This window comes from Streptomyces sp. NPDC008086 (genome assembly GCF_042957325.1).
Classification (GTDB): domain Bacteria; phylum Actinomycetota; class Actinomycetes; order Streptomycetales; family Streptomycetaceae; genus Streptomyces.
Genome location: NZ_JBIBIA010000004.1, coordinates 84,845 through 107,598 on the forward strand (window position 1 = coordinate 84,845; position 22,754 = coordinate 107,598).

Annotated in this window: 16 protein-coding genes; 14 read left to right on the top strand and 2 right to left on the bottom strand. The window is 71.3% G+C overall.

The genetic code is table 11. The features are described from left to right. Positions 1-45: 45 nt before the first annotated feature. Entirely contained in the window at positions 46-1,056 is a 1,011-nt protein-coding gene (locus ACFZBP_RS14600; protein ID WP_391413176.1) for a substrate-binding domain-containing protein, read from the bottom strand. Beyond that, complete coding sequence (gene yicI, locus ACFZBP_RS14605; protein ID WP_391413178.1) at positions 1,056-3,308, bottom strand: alpha-xylosidase; 2,253 nt, start codon at positions 3,306-3,308, stop codon at positions 1,056-1,058. Before yicI ends, ACFZBP_RS14600 begins: the two co-directional genes overlap by 1 nt. A 137-nt stretch (positions 3,309-3,445) precedes the next feature. Here yicI and ACFZBP_RS14610 point away from each other — a divergent pair, with 137 nt between their 5' ends. From ACFZBP_RS14610 to ACFZBP_RS14675, 14 genes are all read left to right on the top strand, one after another. Then, positions 3,446-4,831 carry a cytochrome P450 gene (locus ACFZBP_RS14610; protein ID WP_391413180.1) on the top strand — a complete coding sequence of 462 codons (1,386 nt, stop codon included), beginning with the start codon at positions 3,446-3,448 and terminating at the stop codon, positions 4,829-4,831. A 138-nt stretch (positions 4,832-4,969) separates the two neighbouring features. Beyond that, positions 4,970-5,935 carry a LysR family transcriptional regulator gene (locus ACFZBP_RS14615; RefSeq protein WP_391413183.1) on the top strand — a complete coding sequence of 322 codons (966 nt, stop codon included), beginning with the start codon at positions 4,970-4,972 and terminating at the stop codon, positions 5,933-5,935. A gap of 848 nt (positions 5,936-6,783) precedes the next feature. After that, positions 6,784-7,776, top strand: a complete 993-nt coding sequence (locus ACFZBP_RS14620) for a hypothetical protein (protein WP_391413185.1) — start codon at positions 6,784-6,786, stop codon at positions 7,774-7,776. Then, a complete protein-coding gene (locus tag ACFZBP_RS14625) occupies positions 7,776-9,974 on the top strand; it encodes a glycosyltransferase (protein ID WP_391413187.1) in 2,199 nt (732 codons plus the stop codon). Before ACFZBP_RS14620 ends, ACFZBP_RS14625 begins: the two co-directional genes overlap by 1 nt. After that, complete coding sequence (locus tag ACFZBP_RS14630) at positions 9,971-11,215, top strand: acyltransferase family protein (RefSeq protein ID WP_391413189.1); 1,245 nt, start codon at positions 9,971-9,973, stop codon at positions 11,213-11,215. The genes ACFZBP_RS14625 and ACFZBP_RS14630 overlap by 4 nt, the downstream gene beginning before the upstream one ends. Before the next feature lie 157 nt (positions 11,216-11,372). After that, complete coding sequence (locus ACFZBP_RS14635; RefSeq protein ID WP_391413191.1) at positions 11,373-12,287, top strand: hypothetical protein; 915 nt, start codon at positions 11,373-11,375, stop codon at positions 12,285-12,287. Between the two features lie 167 nt (positions 12,288-12,454). Beyond that, positions 12,455-13,837, top strand: coding sequence for an MFS transporter (locus ACFZBP_RS14640; protein ID WP_391413192.1), 1,383 nt, complete (start codon positions 12,455-12,457; stop codon positions 13,835-13,837). Between the two features lie 165 nt (positions 13,838-14,002). Then, positions 14,003-15,154, top strand: a complete 1,152-nt coding sequence (locus ACFZBP_RS14645) for a uroporphyrinogen-III synthase (RefSeq protein WP_391413194.1) — start codon at positions 14,003-14,005, stop codon at positions 15,152-15,154. A gap of 286 nt (positions 15,155-15,440) precedes the next feature. Next, positions 15,441-16,037, top strand: coding sequence for a CGNR zinc finger domain-containing protein (locus ACFZBP_RS14650; RefSeq protein WP_383458909.1), 597 nt, complete (start codon positions 15,441-15,443; stop codon positions 16,035-16,037). Positions 16,038-16,356: 319 nt separating this feature from the next. Then, positions 16,357-16,878 carry a sigma-70 family RNA polymerase sigma factor gene (locus ACFZBP_RS14655; RefSeq protein ID WP_010039908.1) on the top strand — a complete coding sequence of 174 codons (522 nt, stop codon included), beginning with the start codon at positions 16,357-16,359 and terminating at the stop codon, positions 16,876-16,878. Further along, positions 16,878-17,714, top strand: coding sequence for an anti-sigma factor family protein (locus ACFZBP_RS14660; protein ID WP_383458913.1), 837 nt, complete (start codon positions 16,878-16,880; stop codon positions 17,712-17,714). The genes ACFZBP_RS14655 and ACFZBP_RS14660 overlap by 1 nt, the downstream gene beginning before the upstream one ends. A 70-nt stretch (positions 17,715-17,784) precedes the next feature. Next, a complete protein-coding gene (locus tag ACFZBP_RS14665; RefSeq protein ID WP_391413196.1) occupies positions 17,785-20,220 on the top strand; it encodes a UvrD-helicase domain-containing protein in 2,436 nt (811 codons plus the stop codon). A gap of 341 nt (positions 20,221-20,561) precedes the next feature. Continuing rightward, complete coding sequence (locus ACFZBP_RS14670) at positions 20,562-21,986, top strand: malic enzyme-like NAD(P)-binding protein (protein WP_391413198.1); 1,425 nt, start codon at positions 20,562-20,564, stop codon at positions 21,984-21,986. A gap of 359 nt (positions 21,987-22,345) precedes the next feature. Next, the gene (locus ACFZBP_RS14675; protein ID WP_007498188.1) at positions 22,346-22,627 is read left to right on the top strand and encodes an HU family DNA-binding protein; all 282 of its coding nucleotides are present in this window, start codon (positions 22,346-22,348) and stop codon (positions 22,625-22,627) included. The last annotated feature ends 127 nt before the right edge of the window (positions 22,628-22,754 follow it).

The following is a 22,754-nucleotide window of genomic DNA, read 5'->3' on the forward strand; positions in this document are numbered from 1 at the left end:
CGTGCCGACCCGTCGCGACGCCGCGCCTCCACCCCTGAGGCTCTCTCACGCGATGGCCCGCGGTGCCGTGCTCCCCCGTTCCGTCATCCTGGGCGGCAGCAGCGTCGTCTCCGGTGCGGCCGTCCCGGCCAGCTTCCTCATCAGCAGTTCCACGGCCCGGGTGCCGATCTCGTCGGCGGGCAGTGCGATCGACGTGACCGGTACGCGCAGCGACGCGGCGACCTCGTCCGGGCAGATCGCGGTGACCGACAGGTCGGCCGGCACCCGCAGACCCAGGTCCTCGAACGCGTCGATCAGGGGCCCGAGGACCGCCTCGTTGTGGACGACGACCCCCGTCAACCCGGGCTGCTCCCGCAGCAGTCGCTCGGCGACCACGCGCGCCGCCTCGGGCGAGGCCTCGCAGGGGTGCACGGTGGAGGCGAGCCGTCCCCGGTCCGCGGCGGCGGTGAAGCCGCGCACCACCCGCTGGGCGAACGCCGTCCCCCGCACGTACACCTCCGGCGGCGACCCCACCAGCGCCACCGCTCGGTGGCCGAGTCGCGCCAGATGCTCCACGCACACCTCACCCGCCGCCCTGAAGTCCAGATCGACGCAGGTCAGACCCTCCGGATCGGCCGGGAAGCCGATCATCACCGACGGCCGGTCCAGGTCGCGTAACAGCGTCGGCCGGGGATCGTCCAACTGCACGTCCATGACGATCAGCCCGTCCACCAACGCCGTGTCCACGACCCGCCGCAGCCCCTCCGCGCCCTCCTCCTGGGTCAGCAGCAGCACGTCATGGCCGTGGCGCCGGGCCGTCGTGACCACCGACACCGCGAACCGCATCGCCACCGGCACGTCGATACCCGGCCGCAGCGGCACCGCCAGGGCCAGCACGTTCGACCTGCGGCCGGCCAGGGCGCGGGCGCCGGCGTGCGGACGGTAGCCGAGCAGGCGGATGGACTCCTCGACGCGGCGCCGGGTCTCGTCGGAGATCGGCCGTTTGCCGCTGAGCACGTACGACACGGTGCTGGGCGAGACCCCGGCGTGCCGCGCCACGTCCGTGATCCTCACCATCAGCCCAGCTCCAGCGAGAGAAACCCGGTCCCCGCCCGCGCCCGCGCCTCGCGCTCGCCCGCCGCCAGCCCCCAGGGCGCGGCCGGGTCGGCGCACGACGCCCGCAGGGTGTCCCCTTCCCGTACGACCGTGAAGACCGTCTCCCCGACCCGCACCGTCACCCGCGCGCCCCGCTCCAACCCGAACGCCCGCAGCGTCACCCCGTCGGCGTGGTCGTAGTCGGGCCGGTCGTCCACCGCGCCCACCGGGATCACCGCACCCGGCCGCACCAGCAGCGGCACACTCGCGAAGCCGTGCTTCTCGCGCACCCAGCGCGGCCCGGTCACCGTCCGCCCGCCGAGCAGGTCGGTCCAGGTGCCCTCGGGGACGTAGTACGTCACGTCCCCCTCGTCGCTGAAGACGGGCGCCACCAGCAGGTCCGGGCCGAGCATGTACTGCCGCTCAAGATGCGCGCACCCGGGATCGTCCGGGAACTCCAGCACCATCGCCCGCATCATCGGCACGCCCTCGGTGTGGGCGGCGCGGGCGGCCTCGTACAGATAGGGCATCAGACGCAGCTTCAGCCGGGTGAAGTGGCGGGCCACGTCCACCGCTTCCTCGTCGAACAGCCACGGCACCCGGTACGACGACGACCCGTGCAGCCGGCTGTGCGAGGACAGCAGCCCGAACGCCAGCCACCGCTTGAACAGGGCGGCCGACGGCGTGCCCTCGAAGCCGCCGATGTCATGGCTCCAGTACCCGAAGCCGGACAGGCCCAGCGAGAGACCGCCGCGCAGCGACTCCGCCATCGACTCGTACGTGGCCTCGCAGTCGCCACCCCAGTGCACCGGGAACTTCTGGCTGCCCGCCGTCGCCGAACGCGCGAAGACCACCGCCTCCTCCTCGCCGCGGTGCTTGCGCAGCACGTCGAAGACGGTGCGGTTGTACAGGTAGGTGTAGTAGTTGTGCATCCGCTCCGGGTCGGAGCCGTCCGACCACACCACGTCGACCGGCACCCGCTCGCCGAAGTCCGTCTTGAAGCAGTCGACGCCCTGCGCGAGCAGCGCCTCCAGCTTCGCCGCGTACCAGTCGCGGGCCGCCGGCAGGGTGAAGTCGACCAGCGCCATGCCCGGCTGCCACAGATCCCACTGCCAGACGCTCCCGTCCGGCCGCTTCAGCAGGTACCCCAGCTCCCTGCCCTCCGCGAACAGCGGGGAGCGCTGGGCGATGTACGGGTTGATCCAGACGCAGACCCGCAGGTCCCTCGCCTTCAGCCGGGCCAGCATCCCCTCGGGGTCGGGGAAGACGCGCGGGTCCCACTGGAAGTCGCACCAGTGGAACTCCCGCATCCAGAAGCAGTCGAAGTGGAAGACGGACAGCGGCAGTTCACGCTCCCGCATGCCGTCCACGAACGACGCCACCGTCTCCTCGTCGTACGACGTGGTGAAGGACGTCGACAGCCACAGCCCGAACGACCAGGCGGGCGGCAGCGCGGCGCGGCCGGTCAGGGCCGTGTACTTGCGCAGGATGTCCTTCGGCGTCGGGCCGTAGACGACGTAGTACGTCAGCTCCTGGGTCTCCGCGCTGAACTGCACCCGGGAGACGACCTCCGAGGCCACCTCGAAGGAGACCTTGCCCGGGTGGTCGACGAAGACGCCGTAGCCCGCGTCGGTCAGGAAGAACGGCACGTTCTTGTACGCCTGCTCGCTGCATGTGCCGCCGTCGGCCTGCCAGATGTCGACGACCTGCCCGTTCTTCACCAGCGGTCCGAAGCGCTCGCCGAGGCCGTAGACGGACGTACCGACACCGAGGCCCAGCTGCTCGCGCAGATAGTGCGCGCCGCTCGCGTCCCGCATGATGCCCATGCTCTTGGGGCCGCTGGAGGTGAGGGTGCGGCCGCCGGCCAGGAAGTCGACCTGCCAGGAACCTTCCCGGGCGACCCGGACCGACAGCGCGCCGGAGGTCAGGGTGGCGTGCTCGTCGTCGTACGAGATCTGCGGGACCGTCTCCGCCGACCCGCTGAGCTCGAACTCGGGGCCGCGCGGCTGCTCGCCGCTGAAGTGGGTGAGGGTGAGGCCGATGACGTCGGGCATCGGGGTGTGGGCGTTGATCGTCATGACCGGTCCCGTCATCAGGTCGCCGCGCGAGCGGATGGGCCGGGTCGGCGCGTGGATCTCCAGGGCGCCGTCCGACTCGGTGACGTCCAGGACTTCGGCGGGGTGGGCCGCGGTGACGCCTTCGCGCAGCAGCCAGTAGCCGTCGGTGAACTTCATGTGGGGGATCCCTCGCAGCGTCCGGTCCTCGGTCCTCTGTCGAATCGTTTCGATCAAGAGTGTCGAAGCGCTTCGATTGGCGAAGGTATGTGTGACCCCGGGGTGAGTCAATGGGGCGGCACGGGAATGGGGGCACCATGACGATGACGACGACGGCCGCCCAGGCGCCGATCGTGACGGGGAGCGCGTTACTCGGCTCGATGAGCGACCTGCTGAACGATCCTCTCGCCGCCTATCTGCGGGCCCGCCGCGACCACGGGGACGTGGTGCGCTTCCGGGCCGGACCGCCGGGACTGCGGTCCGAGATCTACGCCGTGTTCTCACCCGAGGGCGCCCAGCAGGTGCTGGCCACCCAGGCCGCCAACTTCCGCAAGGACAACACCTTCTACGAGGAACTGCGCCAGTCCGTCGGCAACGGACTGCTCACCAGCCAGGACGACGCCTACCTGCGCCAACGGCGCCTCGTGCAGCCGCTGTTCACCCGCCGCCGGGTGAACGGGTACGCCGCCCAGGTGGCCGAGGAGGCGACCGCGCTGGCCGCCGCGTGGCGGGGGACGACGGGCGACGGGACCGTCGAGCTGGTCGGGGAAATGCACCGGTTCGCGCTGCGCGTCGTCGGCCGGATCCTCTTCGGTACGGATGTGGACCAGGCGTTCGAGGTCGTCGGGCGCACCCTGCCCGCACTCCAGGAGTACTCCCTCAAGCGCGGCTTCTCCCCGCTGAAGCTGCCGCGCACCTGGCCCACGCCCGCCAACCGCCGCGCCGGACGTCTCCAGGCGGAGCTGCACGCGCTGTGCGACGGGATCATCGCGGGCCGCCGGGAGGACAGCGAGGGGCGGGACGATCTGGTCACCCTCCTCGTGCACGCCGAGAACGCCGAGGACGGCAGCCTCGACGCCGAGGAACTCCGCGAACAGGTCCTCATCTTCCTGCTGGCCGGCCACGAGACGACCGCCACCGCGCTCGCCTTCGCCCTGCACCTCCTCGCCCGGCACCCCGAGGAGCAGCGGCGCGTACGGGACGAGGTGGACCAGGTGCTCGGCGGCCCCGGCGGACGGGCGCCCACCGCGGACGACATGGAGGCGCTGCCGTATCTGACGATGGTGCTGAAGGAGGCGATGCGGCTGTATCCCTCCGCGCCCGTGATCGGCCGCCGGGCCGTCGCCGAGGCGGAGATCGACGGCGTACGGATACCCGCCGGTGCCGACCTCCTGGTCAGCCCCTGGGTCACCCAGCGCCACCCCGACCACTGGCCGGACGCCGAGCGGTTCGACCCCTCCCGCTTCACACCCGAGGCGGAGGCGCGGCGGCCTCGGTACGCCTGGTTTCCCTTCGGTGGGGGGCCGCGGGCGTGTATCGGGCAGCATCTGTCCATGCTGGAGTCGGTGTCGGGGTTGGCCGTGTTGCTGCGGGAGTTCGTGTTCGAGGAGGTGGGGGAGGGGGAGGTGCCGCTCGGGGCGGGGATCACGTTGATGGCGAAGGGGCCGGCGTCCGTACGGGTCGCTCCGCGGGTTCAGCGGTGAGGGGTGCGGTGAGATGGGTTTGCTTTTGGGTGCGGCGCCGTGGGGGCTGGTCGCGCAGTTCCCCGCGCCCCTTTAGGGGGTTGCGATGAGGAGTGCTGCCGCCGCCGTGTGACGGGCGTGAGCTGTATGTTTCCCGGCATGCCCGCTGACCTCGACCCCCGGCTCCTGCGCGCCTTCCTCGCCGTCGCTGAGGAGCTGCACTTCACGCGTGCCGCGGCGCGACTGTACGTCGCCCAGCAGGGGCTCAGCCGGGACGTACGGCGGCTGGAGCGGGAGTTGGGGGCCGAGCTGTTCGTACGGACGACCCGGCAGGTCACGTTGACGGGCGACGGTGAGCGGCTGGTGCCGTACGCGCGCCGCGCCCTGCAGGCCCAGGACGACCTGCTCGCCGCCTTCGGGCAGGCGCGCGCCCTGCTGGTGGACCTCAACTCCCCGGGCCTGGGCACCCCGCGCCGCGTCCTGCGCCGGGCCCGCGAACTCGCCCCCGAGTACGAGCTGATGGCCCGCTACGAGAGCGGCCTGACGTGGGCGGCCGGTGAGATGGCCGCCGGCCGGCTGGACGCGTCCTTCGGGCGGTTCGCGGGCCTGGACCCGGCGCTGCGGGCGGGGCTCGACCATCAGCCGGTCCGCTACGAGCCCATGGCGATCCTGCTCCCCGAGGATCATCCGCTGGCGGCACGGGAGGCGGTACCGCTCGCCGCGCTCGCGGGAGAGGTCGTCTACGCCGGGGCCGGGAACCCCCGTACCCCGGAGTGGACCGATCTCGCGCGCCGGCTCTTCGAGGGGCGGGGCATCGAGCTCGCGGCGCCCGCTCCGCTAGCCGTGGGCGACGAGGAGTTCGAGCGGATCATGGTCAGGACGCGGACGCCCGTGCTCGTCGTCGTCGACTTCCCGCCCATGCCCCGGACCTTGCTGCGTCCCTTGATCGATCCCGTGCCGCTGTCACCCGTTTCCCTGGTGTGGCGAACGGGACTCGCGCACCCGGCGTTCGACACCCTTCGACGGGCTGCGGCCCAGGTCGCGGCCGAGGAGGGGTGGCTGCGGAGGCCCGCGGGCGGGTGGCTTTCGGCCAAGGATTCGGCCACTATGAGCGCGCACAATTGACACGCGGCAAACACGAAACCTCCGCGTGCGCTACATTCGGGGCCTGAGCACGGTGTGGTAATAGGGGGGCGCTCGGCCGGGTGGGGGCTCGGTACGGCGACGGGTGCTCAGTGTCGTACGCGCACCCGGAACGGTCCCGTGGGGGGATGTGCGTGCGTGTGAAGAAGTGGCGAGAAGACGCCCAACCGGAGTGGCCCCAGATCGCTGGGGGCTCCGGCGGCGGTGCTTCCGTGGGGGGCTCCCGGGGTGACACCCAGGCCTTCCCGGCGACCGGGGAGACCGAGGTCCCTGGTCGGGGCCCTCGCTCCCGGTCCGAGGCGAGGGAGACGGAGAGACTCCCCGGCGGCGCCCGCGCGTCCTCGGACGCCGACGAGACACAGGTCCTGGGGGGTGGGTCCGGTTCGTCCGCCACGGGTTCCTCTTCCGGTGATTCCTCTTCTGGCGGGGCCGCGTCCGGTGTGTTCACGGTGGGCGGGTCCGCGTCCGGTGTGTCCGCGTTGGGCGGGTCCGCGTCCGGCGGGCCCGCCTCCGACGCGGACGAGACCGCGGTGTTTCCGGCGGTCGGCGGACCGGCGCCGGGGGGCTCCGCCCGGCCCACGGGGAAGACGGAGGCCTGGTCGGCCTTCGACCGACGCCCGCCGACTCGCAGAAGCGACGGGGCGTCGGCTTCCGCGGGCGGCGTGTTCGGCGCTTCCGGGGAGGGGGCGTCGTCGGCTGCTGGGGGCGACGGGCTTCGGGCTTCCGGGAACGGCACGGTCCCGGGTTCCGGGAGCGACGCGTTCCGGGCTACCGGGGAGGGGCCGTCGTCGGCTTCCGGGAACGGTGCCTTTCGGGCCTCCGGCGACGGCGTGTCCTCGACCTCCAAGAGCGGCGCGTCCTCGTCTGCCGGGCGCCATGCGGCGCAGGCCGCCCGGGCCGACGCACCCTCGGCCGCCCCGGCCGCCAGGGCCGACGCGTCCCGGGCCGCCGGGTTCGACGCGGCCCCGGCTTCCCGGAACGAGCCGTTCCCGGTGCCCGGTGAGACGCGGGTCGCCCCCGCCGTCCGGGACCCGTGGGCCGAGAGGGACGAGGCGGCCGAGGTGGCGGGCGGGGGCGACGGTGCGCCCGGTGCCACCCATGACCCGCACGAGGTCACCATCCAGCTCGACGGCGTAGGACTGCAGCTGGACAACATGCTGCGCGCGGCCAAGGACGCGCCGGGCGGGGGCGGCGAGGGGTCCGACGGGCCGGTGTTCGTCGACGAGTCGGGGCGTCGTAGTCGTCGTTTCCGGCGGATCGGCATGGCGGTGGCCCTCGCCTGCGCGGTGTACGCCGTCGTGATCGTCGCCACCGTGCTGTCCGGCAACTCCGACGCGCCGTGGCTGCCCGTGGAGGGGCCCAAGGAGCAGCCGGCCGGTCAGGTCGACACCCCGCCGCTGCCCGCCGAGTCGGCACCCGCGCCGTCCGGTACCGGCAGCGTCTCCCCGGGCGTCTCCCCGACGGCCGACGCCGGTACGACCCCGTCCCCGGGCGCCGGCGTCTCCGAGCCCGGCGCGTCCGCCGGCGTCGAGAGCCCGGGGGCGTCCGCCGACCCGAAGCCGAGCGCCACCAAGCCCAGCGTGAAGCCGGACACGGATCCCACCCAGGACCCCGACCCGACCGTCGAGCCCACCGTGCCCGACCCCGACCCCACCCCGACCGACGGCGGCGGCCCCACCGAGACGCCGACCGACACCCCGACCGTCGACGAACCCGGCACCGGCACGGTCGCCGACGGTCCGAGCGACCCGTCACCCATCGCCCAGGAACCGGGCGCCACCGCTCCCGCACCCGCCGCCCCGTCCCCGGAGTACACCCTCTGATGGCATCCCGCACCCGCCGTCACGGCCCCGCGAAGGGAGCCCCCGACGGCTCCCGGCGCCGCCGCGTGCCCATGCGCCTGCTGCTCCCCTGCCTCGTCCTCGTCGCCCTGATGGCGATGCTGATGCTGCGGGGCTACGTCCACAGCGAGATCCTGGCCGACTACCGGGTGGCGCCCGCCGCCGCCAACGACAAGGTGCCGCGGGACGTCCTCAAGGGCGGCCCCGTCATCGACACCCGCGGCGGCAAGGCCACCACACTGCGCGTGCCGGACGACAGCGTCGTCCTCACCTTCGACGACGGCCCGGACCCCGAGTGGACGCCGAAGGTACTGGACGCCCTGAAGCGCAACGACGCGCACGCCGTCTTCTTCATCACCGGCACGATGGCCTCCCGCTACCCGGACCTGGTCCAGCGCATGGTGGACGAGGGCCACGAGATCGGTCTGCACACCTTCAACCACCCCGACCTCTCCTACCAGTCCAAGAAGCGCGTCGACTGGGAGCTCTCCCAGAACCAGCTCGCGCTCGCGGGCGCGGTCGGCATCCGCAGCTCCCTCTTCCGGCCGCCGTACTCGTCCAAGTCCGAGAACATGGACAACAACTCCTGGCCGGTCACCGAGTACATCGGCAGCCGCGGCTACATCACGATCGTCAACGACACCGACAGCGAGGACTGGCGCAAGCCCGGCGTCAAGGCCATCGTCCGCAACTCCACGCCCAAGCCCGGCAAGGGCGCGATCGTCCTGATGCACGACTCCGGCGGCGACCGGCACCAGACGGTCCGGGCCCTGGACACGCTCATCCCCCAACTCCAGGAGAAGGGCTACGAGTTCCAGAACCTCACCGAGGCCCTGGACGCCCCCAGCGCCCACACCGAGGTCACCGGCCTCGACCTGTGGAAGGGCAAGGCCTGGGTCTTCCTCGTCGACGCCTCCGACAACATCACCGCGGTCCTGGTCGTCGGCCTCGCCGCCATCGGCTCCCTCGTCATCGCCCGCTTCGGCCTGATGCTGCTGCTCTCCGGCATCCACGCCCGCCGCACCCGCCGCCGCGACTTCAGCTGGGGCCCGAACGCGCCGGTCACCGAACCGGTGTCGGTGCTGGTCCCGGCGTACAACGAGGCCAAGTGCATCGAGAACACCGTGCGGTCCCTGATGCGCAGCGAACACCCCGTCGAGATCATCGTCATCGACGACGGCTCCAGCGACGGCACGGCCCGGATCGTCGAGGGTCTCGGCCTGCCGAACGTCCGCGTCATCCGCCAGCTCAACGCGGGCAAGCCGGCCGCCCTGAACCGCGGCCTGGCCAACGCCCGGTACGACCTGATCGTGATGATGGACGGCGACACGGTCTTCGAGCCGGCCACGGTCCGCGAGCTCGTCCAGCCGTTCGCCGACCCGCGCGTCGGCGCGGTCGCCGGCAACGCCAAGGTCGGCAACAAGGACACCCTCATCGGCGCCTGGCAGCACATCGAGTACGTGATGGGCTTCAACCTGGACCGCCGTATGTACGACGTCCTGCAGTGCATGCCGACCATCCCCGGCGCCGTCGGAGCCTTCCGGCGCTCGGCCCTGGAGCGGGTCGGCGGCATGAGCGACGACACCCTCGCCGAGGACACCGACATCACGATGGCGATCCACCGCGACGGCTGGCGCGTGGTGTACGCCGAGAAGGCCAGGGCCTGGACCGAGGCCCCCGAGTCGGTCCAGCAGCTGTGGTCCCAGCGCTACCGCTGGTCGTACGGCACGATGCAGGCGATCTGGAAGCACCGCAGGGCGCTGGTGGACCGGGGCCCGTCGGGCCGCTTCGGCCGGGTGGGTCTGCCCCTGGTGTCTCTCTTCATGGTCCTGGCCCCGCTGCTGGCCCCGCTGATCGACGTCTTCCTCGTCTACGGCCTGGTCTTCGGCCCCACCGAGAAGACGATCCTCGCCTGGTTCGGCGTCCTCGCCATCCAGGTGGTCTGCGCGGCCTACGCCTTCGTCCTGGACCGCGAGCCCCTCACCCCGCTCATCTCGCTCCCGCTCCAGCAGATCCTCTACCGACAGCTCATGTACGTCGTCCTGCTCCAGTCCTGGATCACCGCCCTCACCGGCGGCCGGCTGCGCTGGCAGAAGCTGCGGCGCAAGGGCGGGGTGTCCGCCCCGCCGACCGTTCCGGCCCAGCGTCGGCAGATCATGGACGAGAGGCCGGTCCGATGAACCCCCCCGCCCCCACCCCCGCGACCGCTCCGACGTCCGACGCGGCGACCCCGCTCCCACCGGGGACGACGCCCGAGCAGACCGGCCGCAAGGCCCCGGTACGGGACCGCTACTTCGACCTCCTGCGCGCCCTCGCCCTGTTCCGCGTGGTCCTCTACCACCTGACGGGCTGGGCCTGGCTGCCCCTGGTCTTCCCGTCCATGGGCGTGATGTTCGCCCTCGCCGGCAACCTCATGGCCCGCTCCCTGAAGCGCCCGGCCATGCAGGTCATCAGGAGCCGCATACGCCGGCTGCTGCCCCCGCTGTGGCTGCTGGGCGTGGTCGGCGTCACCGGCATGGTGATCCAGGGCTGGGGTCCGGACGCCGACGGCCACCCCGGCTGGTGGTGGATCCACCTCGCCTACTGGGTCGTCCCGCTCAGCGATCCGCCCTACGGCGAGGGCCTCCCCGGCCTGCACGGCTTCATCGGCGAGAACTGGGCCTCCGACCTCGCCGGACCGCTCTGGTACATCCGCGCCTACCTCTGGTACGTCCTGCTCTCCCCGTTCCTGCTCAAGGCCCTGCGCGCGATGCCGCTGGCCACGCTCCTCGCGCCGCTCGCCCTGTCGGCGGCCTTCGAGCTGGGCTACCTCAACCTCCCCGGCGAGCGGATCCCGTCCGCCCTCACCGACTTCAGCACCTTCGGCGCCTGCTGGATCCTCGGCATGGCCCACCAGGAGGGCATCCTGCGCCGGCTGCCCCGCTACGTCGTGCCGTCCGTGGCCCCGGTGTTCGCCCTGGTCGGCCTCTGGTACGCCCTCAACCACGACTTCGGCGAAGGCAACGACCTCGACAGCATGCCCCTCGCACAGGCCCTCTGGTCCTTCGGCACGGTCCTGCTCCTCCTCCACCTCAGCCCCTCCTGGTCCGAGTGGCCACGCCGCCTGCGCCGCTGGGACCGACTGATCACCCTGCTCAACTCCCGCGCGGTGACGATCTACCTCTGGCACAACACCTGCATCCTCATCGCCGCGACCATGTGGGACCAGCTGTGGGGCATCGACCTGATGTGGATGCACTTCTCCTGGCTCCTGGAAAGCCCCTGGCCGGTCCTCGCCTTGACCTGGGTACTCATCGGAAGCTGCATCGTGTGGTTCGGGTGGGCGGAGGATCTGGCGGCGAGGAGGAGGCCGCAGTTGTGGCCGGACGGTTCCACGAAGCGGACGGGCGGCCGCAGGGCCAAGGGCGCCAAGCGGCACTGAACCTGTCAACTCCGGCAAGGTTCCCCCAAGATCCTGTGAACCCACCGGCCGCCGTACCCGACTGTCAGACCCCCGTGGAACACTGATCGCCTTGCGCAAGTGAACGGGGCGGCCCTGGTGGCCGGGTGGGCCAGCGGCCGGTGGGGAGCAGTAGCTGATGAGCAAGCGGCAGGTGCAGAAGATGCTGCGGCTGATGGCGAGCGGGGGGCCGGTCGAGCTCACCAGTCCGCTGGCCTCGGTGAAGAAGCTCGCCAGGCTCGCCTTCATCGCCCAGCAGTTCGGGTACGAGTACGTGGACGTACGGCAGAGCGCCGGGCGGAACAACGCACTCGTCATGCTGATCGCCCCCGACCCCAGCCCGCAGGCCCGCGCCCGCGCCGGGCAGAACTGGGCGCAGTACCCGAACGCCGGCGACGGGGTGTCCGTACCGCCCCTGATCCCCGACGCCTTCGAGCTCCTCAAGGCCCGGATCAACTTCGACCTCACCGGCAAGAACGCCGAGAAGCGGATGGGCTACGCGGCCATCGGCCTCACCATCGGCGCCGTGATCCTCGGGCTGCGGCTCGGGGCGGACGGTGCCGCCTGGGTCGCCGCGTTCCTCACCTGGGCGTTCTTCATGGCGATCGTCGGCATCGGCTTCGCCGTCACCCGCAAGCGCAACGCCAAGTTCGCGGCCCGCCTCCAGGCCGCCGGGTTCACACCGATCACCGAGCAGGGCGGGCGCGTGCGCTATCTGCCGCCCGGCACGCAGATCCCGGGCCAGCACAACCCCTTCGCCGCCGGCCCCTACGGCAACCAGCCCCCGGCCGCCCCCGCCGGTTACGGCCAGCAGCCACCGCAGCAGCCGTACACCGCCCCGGCCCCGGGCCCGTACGGCACCCCCCAGACCCCCGGCCCGTACGGCGGCCCCCAGCAGCAGCCGTACAGCCAGCCGCAGCCACCGCAGCAGCCCCAGCCGCAGCAGCCGTACAGCCAGCCGCAGCCACCGCAGCAGCCCCAGCCGCAGCAGCCGTACGGCCAGCCCCACCCCTACCCCCAGCAGAACCCGCACTGGCAGCCCCCGCAGGGCTGACGCCCCCGCCCGTGAGGGCCCCGGCCGGCAAACCTCTCATCCACCCATCTCGCCGGGTGAGAGCAAAGTTCCTTTCCGGTCACTCGTGGCCACAGTGCGGAAACGAGCCCTCCCTACCTTCGGAGCAGTCACCCGTACCGCGACCGCCCGAAGACCGTGGAGGCGTCATGACAGCCAGTAGCACAGCCCCCGCTGCAAGCAGGGGAGGCCGCTGGATCGAGCACTGGGATCCCGAGGACGAGACCTTCTGGAACGAGACCGGGGAGAAGGTCGCCAAGCGCAACCTCTTCTTCTCCGTCCTCTCCGAGCACATCGGGTTCTCGATCTGGACCCTGTGGTCGGTGATGGTGCTCTTCATGGGCCCGGAGTACGGGCTCACCCCTGCCGACAAGTTCACCATCGTCTCCATGGCCACGCTGGTCGGTGCGATCGTCCGCGTGCCGTACACCTTCGCCATCGCCATCTTCGGTGGCCGGATGTGGACGGTGATCTCGGCGAGCCTGTTGCTCCTGCCGACGGTGGCCGCGTTCGCCGTGATGGAGCCCGGGACCTCGTTCACCACGTTCCTGCTCTGCGCGATGCTGGCCGGCATCGGTGGCGGAAACTTCGCCTCCAGCATGACCAACATCAACGCCTTCTTCCCCATGCGCAAGAAGGGGTGGGCGCTCGGTCTGAACGCCGGCGGCGGCAACATCGGCGTGCCCGTGGTGCAGCTCATCGGCCTCGCCGTGATCGGTGCCAGCGGTGGCCCGCGCCTGCTGCTGGGGATCTACATCCCGTTCATCGTGATCGCCGCCGTCCTCGCGTGGCTGAAGATGGACAGCATCTCGTCCGTGAAGAACGACACCGGCGCCGCCAAGGACGCCGTGAAGGACGTCCACACCTGGATCATGTCGTTCCTCTACATCGGGACGTTCGGTTCGTTCATCGGCTACAGCTTCGCGTTCGGGCTGGTCCTGCAGACGCAGTTCGGCCGTACGCCGCTCCAGGCCGCCTACGTCACCTTCATCGGCCCGCTCCTCGGCTCCCTGATCCGCCCCGTCGGCGGCTCGCTCGCCGACCGGTTCGGCGGTGCGAAGATCACGCTGTGGAACTACGTCGCCATGGGCGCCGCGACCGCGATCATCGTCGTGGCCTCGATGCAGAAGTCGCTGCCTCTGTTCACCGTCGCGTTCATCGCCCTGTTCGTGCTGACCGGGATCGGCAACGGCTCGACGTTCAAGATGATCCCCGGCATCTTCCACAACAAGGCTCTCGCCAAGGGGCTCACCGGTGAGGAGGCCGCCGCCTACGGCCGCCGCCTGTCCGGTGCCTCCATGGGCCTCATCGGCGCGGTCGGCGCGCTCGGCGGACTCGGCATCAACCTCGCCTTCCGCCAGTCCTTCCTCACCGTGGGCTCCGGCACCGGCGCCTTCGTCTCCTTCCTCGCCTTCTACGGCGTCTGTTTCCTGGTCACCTGGGCCGTATACCTTCGCCGCCCGGCGGCCCCCGAGACCGACGCCACAACGGCGACGGAGGAAAAACCGCAGCTCAGCTACGCGCAGGTGTGACGTAACACCGCCGACATCAAGCCGAACCGAGCCTGTCACGCACCGTTGACAGGCTCGCTCGGCATGCAGGTGTAACCACCATGGGTGCGATCAGGAAGCACCACCAGCCACCCTTGGTGTGAGCATCTGGCGCAAGCACCACGACTCGAGTGCGGGACGAGAGTTATGTACGACGAACAGCAGCAACCCGAACACGGGCCTCTGGCGGGGTTCACCGTGGGCGTCACCGCCGCGCGCCGGGCCGACGAGCTCGGGGCGCTGCTCCAGCGGCGTGGCGCGGCCGTGCTGCACGCCCCCGCCCTGCGCATCGTGCCGCTCGCCGACGACAGCGAACTGCTCGCCGCCACCAAGGAGATCATCCAGCGGACGCCGGACGTCGTGGTCGCCACGACCGCCATCGGCTTCCGGGGCTGGATCGAGGCCGCCGACGGGTGGGGGCTGGGCGAGGACCTGCTGGCCCGGCTGCGCGGCGTCGAGCTGCTCGCGCGCGGCCCCAAGGTCAAGGGCGCGGTACGGGCCGCCGGGCTGACCGAGGACTGGTCGCCGTCCAGCGAGTCCATGGCCGAGGTGCTGGACCGGCTGCTGGAGGAGGGCGTCGACGGACGCCGGGTCGCCATCCAGCTGCACGGCGATCCGCTGCCCGGGTTCGTGGAGTCGCTGAAGGCCGGGGGAGCGGAGGTGCTCGGGGTGCCGGTGTACCGGTGGCTGCCGCCGGTGGACATCGGGCCGGTCGACCGGCTGCTGGACGCCACGGTCTCGCGCGGTCTGGACGCCCTCACCTTCACCAGCGCCCCGGCCGCCGCGTCCCTGCTGTCGCGGGCCGAGGAGCGCGGCCTGCTTCCCGAGCTGCTCGCCGCCCTCAACCACGACGTCCTGCCGGCCTGCGTCGGGCCGGTCACCGCGCTGCCCCTGCAGGCCCTCGGTGTCGACACCGTCCAGCCCGAACGCTTCCGGCTCGGGCCGCTGGTCCAGCTGCTGTGCCAGGAACTGCCCGGACGGGCCCGCTCCCTGCCGATCGCCGGGCACCGGGTCGAGATCCGCGGCCATGCCGTGCTGGTCGACGGGGTGCTGCGGCCGGTGCCGCCGGCGGGGATGTCGCTGCTGCGGGCGCTGTCGCGGCGGCCGGGATGGGTGGTGCCGCGGGCGGATCTGCTGCGGGCGCTGCCGGGGGCCGGACGGGACGAGCACGCCGTGGAGACGGCGATGGCCCGGCTGCGTACGGCTCTGGGGGCGCCGAAGTTGATCCAGACGGTGGTGAAGCGGGGCTACCGGCTGGCGCTCGACCCCGCGGCGGACTCCAAGTACGCGGACGCCTGACCCGCTCTTCCTCGCCCCCGCCGCCCCTACCCGTCCCATCCTCCGAAAGGGCGCTGCCCCTCCGACCCCGCCAGGGGGCTTTGCACCCTGGACCCCGTCGGCCTGAACGGCCTCGTCCTCAAACGCCGGACGGGCTGAAAGCGCCTGGGCCGGCGAAGCCCCCCGAGATGCTCGTCCTCGAACTCCGCACGGGCTGGGGTACGAGGGGTTCCGGCTCCGGTAGCGGGCAGGCACTGTTAGAGGGAACGGTTCCCCCGGCGGGTGACCCCTAGGCGGTGACAGGCACATGGCACTGGGTACGGCCACGGGCGCGTACGAGCTGCGGTTCGGTGCGGGACGGCTCTGTCTGGATCTTCTGGCGACCACGCATCCCGAGGAACGGTTCGACTCGGTAGAGGTGTTGTGCGCCTGGATCGTCGGGGCCGGCCTCGCGCCGCCGGGCACACCGCTGAGCCACGCCGACGCCTCCTGGCTCGTCGACTTCCGTGAACTGCGCGGACGGATCGGACAGTTGGTGCGCGGCGGACTCGCCCCCGAGCCCTGGCCGTCGTACGACATCGCGCTCGCCCGGGTCAACGACATCGCCCGCGCGGCGCCGCCCGCGCCCCGTGCCGTACGCGCGGAAGACGGCACCCTCGTCCGGCAGTTGGATCATCCCCCGGAGTGCGCGGCGCTGCTCGGCGCCCTCGCGCGGGACGCCCTGGAACTGCTCACCGATCCGGTCGCGCGGGCCGGGCTGCGGGAGTGCGAGGGCGACAACTGCCCGATCGTTTATGTCGATACGTCCCGGGGGCGCAGGAGGCGCTGGTGCTCCAGTGAGGTCTGCGGGAACCGGGAAAGAGTGGCCCGGCACCGTCGTCGCGCCGCGCTCGCCCGCGCCTGACAGTCCGTTATGCGGCTTCTGTGGAACGGTTGTCGAAGTGATTTCGATTACATGCCGTTTACCTACGCCCCCGTAGGGAAGCTCTCGATCGATCTTGCCGATGTGACGGAAATGTAAAGATCGCGCGGTAGGAATGTGCTGCCATGTCCCGCTCGTCACGTCACTCCGAAGAAAAGTGTCGCCTCGGTTTGAACGCTCAACGGGCCGCTTGCGTACGGGTGGTCGAGCGACCGACTGGGGGAACCCCCGGACATCGGAGGTGGGCGTGCGCAAGGATTCCGTCGTGGCCAATGAACGTGGATCGAGGGCCCGACATCGCATGTCCCAGCCCTCGGAACCTGATGAGGAGCTGATGCGTGCGCTGTACAGAGAGCACGCCGGACCCCTCCTCGCATATGTCCTTCGACTGGTCGCCGGTGACCGGCAACGAGCAGAGGACGTCGTGCAGGAGACGCTCATCCGTGCCTGGAAGAACGCCGGACAGCTCAATCGAGCGACCGGATCGGTACGCCCCTGGCTGGTGACGGTCGCCCGGCGCATCGTCATCGACGGCCACCGCAGCCGGCAGGCCCGGCCGCAGGAGGTCGATCCGTCGCCGCTGGAGGTCATCCCCGCGGAGGACGAGATCGACAAGGCGCTGTGGCTGATGACGCTGTCGGACGCACTCGACGACCTGACTCCCGCCCACCGGGAGGTCCTGGTCGAGACGTACTTCAAGGGGCGTACGGTCAATGAGGCGGCCGAGACGCTGGGCATACCCAGCGGCACCGTTCGCTCCAGGGTTTTTTATGCCCTGCGGTCGATGAAGCTGGCTCTGGAGGAGCGGGGGGTGACGGCGTGATGAGTGTGTACGGGGGAAACCAGGGATTCGGGATGGGCGGTTCGGGTATGTCTGGACCCATGCAGGGACATTCGGCCCCGAGCGAGCACGAGACCGTCGGCGCCTATGCCCTCGGGATCCTCGACGACGCCGAGGCAACCGCTTTCGAGGCCCACCTCGCGACCTGCGAATGGTGCGCCCAGCAGCTGGACGAGCTCGCCGGAATGGAGCCGATGCTGGCCGCGCTCGCGGACCTGCCCGGCGCCGGCACGCCCGCGATCGGTGACTCCCTGTCCGCCAAGCCCAGCCCGCGCCTGGTCAACAAGCTGGTCGACGAGGTCGCCGAGCGCCGTGCCCAGAAGCGTCGGCGCGGCTTCTACATGGTGGCCGCGGCGGCCGCGCTCATCGTCGGCGGCCCGTTCGTCGCCGTGGCGACCAACGGCGGCGACGGCGACGGCGGTGGCGGCGTCAAGGGGAACACCGTGGCGGCCGCCAACCCCGCCAAGGACCTGTTCGACAGCATCAAGGACAAGGCCTCCGGCAACGACGCGGCGACCGGCGTCAGCGCGACCGTCGCCATGTCGGAGAAGCTCTGGGGCACCGAGACGGCCCTCGAGCTCAAGGGCGTCAAGGGACCGCTCAAATGTTCCCTGATCTTCGTCAGCAAGGACGGCGAGCGCGAGACGGCCGCCTCCTGGTCGGTCCCGAAGTGGGGCTACGGCATCCCGGACGCCAAGACCGAGCAGGCCAGGAACCCGCTCTACGTCAGCGGCGGCGTGTCCATGTCCCCCGACGACGTGGACCACGTGGAGGTCATGGACTTCGACGGGAACAAGCTGGCCGAGGTCGACGTATAGCGTGCCGTAGCTTTTCCGGGTCCCCTTCGCGTACGGTTGACGGCTGCCCAGCACGTCAGAAGGGGGCCCGGTGGCCGCTCAGGCTCAACAGGAAACCGCGCTCGAAGACTCCCTCAGAGACCGCGAGATCAGCGTCGAACAGGAACACCTGGACCGGGTGTACCAGCGGCTTGAGGAGAAGATCCACGAGGCCGAGTTCCTCATGAACGACGCGGCCAAGCGCGGCCAGGTCGGCACGCCCGGCGCACTCGCCGAGCGCGACGCACAGGTCTTCCGCGCGGGTGTCCACCTCAACCGGCTCAACAACGAGTTCGAGGACTTCCTCTTCGGCCGGATCGACCTGCTCCTCGGCAAGGACGGCAAGAAGGGGCCCGACGGCGCGTACACCGCCGTCGAACCCGCCGAGGGCGCGGTCCGCGAGGACAACACCGCCGACATCGCCGAGACCCTGCACATCGGCCGTATCGGAGTGCTCGACCAGGACTACGCCCCGCTGGTCATCGACTGGCGGGCCCCGGCCGCGGCGCCCTTCTACCGCTCCACGCCGGTCGACCCGGGGCGGGTCGTACGGCGCCGGGTCATCCGCTCCAAGGGGCGCCGCGTGCTCGGCGTCGAGGACGACCTCATGCGCCCCGAGCTCAAGGCCTTCCTCGGCGACCACGAGCTGGCCGTCATCGGCGACGGCGCCCTCATGGCCGCCCTCGGCCAGGCCCGCAGCCACACCATGCGGGACATCGTGGCCTCCATCCAGGCCGAGCAGGACCTGGTCATCCGCGCGCCCGCCGCCTCCGTGACATACGTCGAGGGCGGCCCCGGCACCGGCAAGACCGCCGTGGCCCTGCACCGCGCCGCCTACCTGCTCTACCAGGACCGCCGCCGGTACTCCGGCGGCATCCTGATCGTCTCCCCGACCCCGCTGCTCGTCGCGTACACCGAGGGCGTGCTCCCCTCCCTCGGCGAGGAGGGCCAGGTCGCCATCCGGGCGATCGGCTCACTGGTCGACGGCGCCGAGGCCACGCTGTACGACGCCCCGTCCACGGCCCGCGCGAAGGGCTCGTACCGCATGCTCAAGGTGCTGCGGAAGGCGGCACGCGGCGCGCTGGAGCTGGGGCCGGGCGGCCGTACCCCGCAGGGCCGACCTGCCCGTGACACCGCGGCGAACCGGACCGGCCAGCTCGCCTTCGGCGACGACCCGGGCGACGACGCCACCGGCACGCCCGCGCGGACCCCGGCCGGACCGCCCACCCGCCTGCGCGTGGTCGCCTTCGGCCGCCGCCTCGAACTGGAGGCCGCCGAGCTGGAACATGTCCGCCGCACCGCTCTCGGCGGCACGGCACCCGTGAACCTGCTGCGCCCCCGTGCCCGCAAGCTGCTGCTCGACGCCCTGTGGACCCAGTCGGGCGCCGCCACCCGGCACAGCGACCCGGAGCTCGCCGCCGAGCTGCGCTCCTCCTTCGACGAGGACGTCAGCACCGAGGACAGCTTCATCGCCTTCCTCGACGCCTGGTGGCCGGAGCTGACCCCGCAGGCCGTCCTGGCCGCGATGGCCGACGAGCGCCGCCTCGGCCGCTGGGCCCGCCGCGTCCTCAACCCCGGCGAGGTCCGCAAGGTGGCCCGCTCGCTCAGGCGGGACGGGTACTCCGTGCACGACATCGCCATGCTCGACGAGCTCCAGGCGATCCTCGGCACCCCGGCCCGCCCCCGCAAGAAGCGCGACCTCGACCCGCTCGACCAGCTCACCGGCCTGGAGGAGCTGATGCCGGTCCGCGAGGAGTCGCAGCGCGAGCGCGCCGAGCGGCTGGCCGCCGAGCGCACCGAGTACGCCCACGTCATCGTCGACGAGGCCCAGGACGTCACGCCGATGCAGTGGCGGATGCTCGGCCGCAGGGGCCGCCACGCCACCTGGACGGTCGTCGGCGACCCGGCCCAGTCCTCGTGGTCCGACGTCGACGAGGCAGCCGAGGCCAGGGACGAGGCACTGGGCACCCGCCCGCGCCGCCGCTTCCAGCTCACCGTGAACTACCGCAACCCGGCGGAGATCGCCCAGCTGGCGGCCAAGGTGCTGGCGCTGGCCATGCCCGGCTCGACCTCCCCGTCGGCCGTGCGCTCCACCGGCGTGGAGCCCCGTTTCGTGGCAACGAACAAGGCAAACGGCACCGTCGTACGCGACTCCCTCGCCCAGACCGTCCGCGAGGAGGCCGCCCGGCTGCTCGACCGCGTCGACGGCACGGTCGGCGTCGTCGTCGCCATGCAGCGGCGCGAGGAGGCGGCCAAATGGCTGGCCGGGCTCGGCGACCGGGTCGTGGCGCTGGGCAGCCTGGAGGCCAAGGGGCTGGAGTACGACGCGACGGTCGTCGTCTCCCCGGCGGAGATCGCGGACGAGTCGCCGGCCGGGCTGCGCGTGCTCTACGTCGCGCTGACCCGGGCCACCCAGCAGCTGACGGTGGTGTCGGGGGAGCGGGACGAGCCGGACGCCTCCGGGGTGCCCGACCTGCTCAGGGACTGACCCGGCGGCCGACTCGCCGGACCGGTTCGGATGAACACTCCGTGCGGGAATGGCCTTATGGGATCTGTTTGTTAGCCTGGGTGTGGCACCGGCTCGATCCAAGCCCCCGGGCCCAACCTTCGTCGCTACGAGCGACCACTTGCCGCGAGGCGAGCATGGCGGGTCGGTGTCATGAACGAAGAGAAGGGACCCACGTCACCAAGTGACGTGGGTCTCTTTTCATGAGAAGACGTGGCGAACAATACGTTCGCAATTCAAGCCCGGCTAACTCCTACTCGGCGGTAGGTGCGACGATCGGACGGCATACCCAGCGTCACAGGTGAAAGCAGAGGAAGTCGGCCATGGCAACGGCGCCCAGCGTCTCCTACTCGATGACGGTCCGGCTGGAGGTGCCCGCGAGCGGAACCGCGGTCTCCCAGCTCACCACGGCCGTGGAGTCCCACGGAGGCTCGGTCACCGGCCTCGACGTCACCGCCTCCGGGCACGAGAAGCTCCGGATCGACGTCACCATCGCCGCCACCTCCACGGCGCACGCCGACGAGATCGTCGAGCAGCTGCGCACCATCGAGGGCGTCACGCTCGGCAAGGTCTCCGACCGTACGTTCCTGATGCACCTCGGCGGCAAGATCGAGATGGCGTCGAAACACCCCATCCGCAACCGTGACGACCTGTCCATGGTCTACACGCCGGGTGTGGCCCGCGTCTGCATGGCCATCGCCGAGAACCCCGAGGACGCCCGCCGCCTGACCATCAAGCGCAACTCCGTTGCGGTTGTGACGGACGGTTCGGCGGTGCTGGGCCTCGGCAACATCGGCCCGAAGGCCGCGCTGCCCGTCATGGAGGGCAAGGCGGCCCTCTTCAAGCGGTTCGCCGGCATCGACGCCTGGCCGATCTGCCTCGACACCCAGGACACCGACGCGATCGTCGAGATCGTCAAGGCCATCGCCCCCGGCTTCGCCGGCATCAACCTGGAGGACATCTCCGCCCCGCGCTGCTTCGAGATCGAGGCCCGCCTGCGCGAGGCCCTCGACATCCCCGTCTTCCACGACGACCAGCACGGCACCGCGATCGTCGTCCTGGCCGCCCTCACCAACGCACTTCGCGTGGCGGGCAAGGCGATTGAGAACATCCGCGTCGTGATGTCCGGTGCCGGCGCGGCCGGTACGGCCATCCTCAAGCTGCTGCTCGCCGCCGGTGTGAAGAACGCCGTCGTCGCCGACATCCACGGCGTCGTGCACGCCGGCCGCGAGGACCTGCGGGACGCCCCCGCGGACTCGCCGCTGCGCTGGATCGCCGACAACACCAACCCCGAGGGCCTGACCGGCACGCTGAAGGAGGCCGTGCGCGGCGCGGACGTCTTCATCGGCGTCTCCGCCCCGAACGTCCTCGACGGCGACGACGTGGCCGCGATGGCCGAGAACGCGATCGTGTTCGCGCTCGCGAACCCGGACCCCGAGGTCGACCCGGCAATCGCCCGTCAGACGGCCGCAGTTGTGGCCACGGGCCGCTCCGACTTCCCGAACCAGATCAACAACGTGCTGGTCTTCCCGGGTGTCTTCCGCGGTCTGCTGGACGCGCAGTCCCGCACGGTCAACACCGACATGATGCTCGCGGCCGCGAAGGCGCTGGCGGACGTGGTGACCGAGGACGAGCTGAACCCGAACTACATCATCCCGAGCGTCTTCAACGACAAGGTCGCGGGCGCGGTCGCCGGCGCGGTGCGCGACGCCGCGAAGGCCGTCACGGCTGCGGGCGCGGACGAGTAGTCACCCGGAATCAGTGCCGCACAGCCCGCGAAGTGTGCGCGGGCTGTGAGGATCGCCACGGCAAGCCCTTGTAACGGCGCGTCGTGGAACCTGGGGCCTCGGGACGCCGTTTATCGTGACGGCCAAGTTCAGGCCCTCTCTTCGTGTGACTCCCAAGGGTGTTCTCACGACTCCTCCGGGCGCCGGATTGGCTTTCCCGCCGCAGGTAGGGGCAGGATGCGTCTCTGGGCGCGAGGGTCTGACGACGGACCCGGGTCCCGGGTCTCACCGAGGACCCTGGCAGCATCGACATCGCTGTGCCCGACATGCGGCTCCGCCGCGTGGCACGCCTCAAGGCAAATGAACACGGGAGTAACAACATGAACCGCAGTGAGCTGGTGGCCGCGCTGGCCGACCGCGCCGAGGTGACCCGCAAGGACGCCGACGCCGTGCTGGCCGCGTTCGCCGAGACCGTCGGCGAGGTTGTCGCCAAGGGCGACGAGAAGGTCACCATCCCTGGCTTCCTGACCTTCGAGCGCACCCACCGTGCCGCTCGCACCGCCCGCAACCCGCAGACCGGCGACCCGATCCAGATCCCGGCCGGCTACAGCGTGAAGGTCTCCGCGGGCAGCAAGCTCAAGGAAGCGGCCAAGGGTAAGTAAGGGCGCCTGATCGCCGTCGCGGTTTCGCGCCGTGGGCGACTGCCGGTCCGTTGTGGCTGGTCGCGCCCGCGCGGCGGAGCCGCATATGGGCTCAGTCCCGCGCCCCTTGAGGGCGCTGCAGTGAACG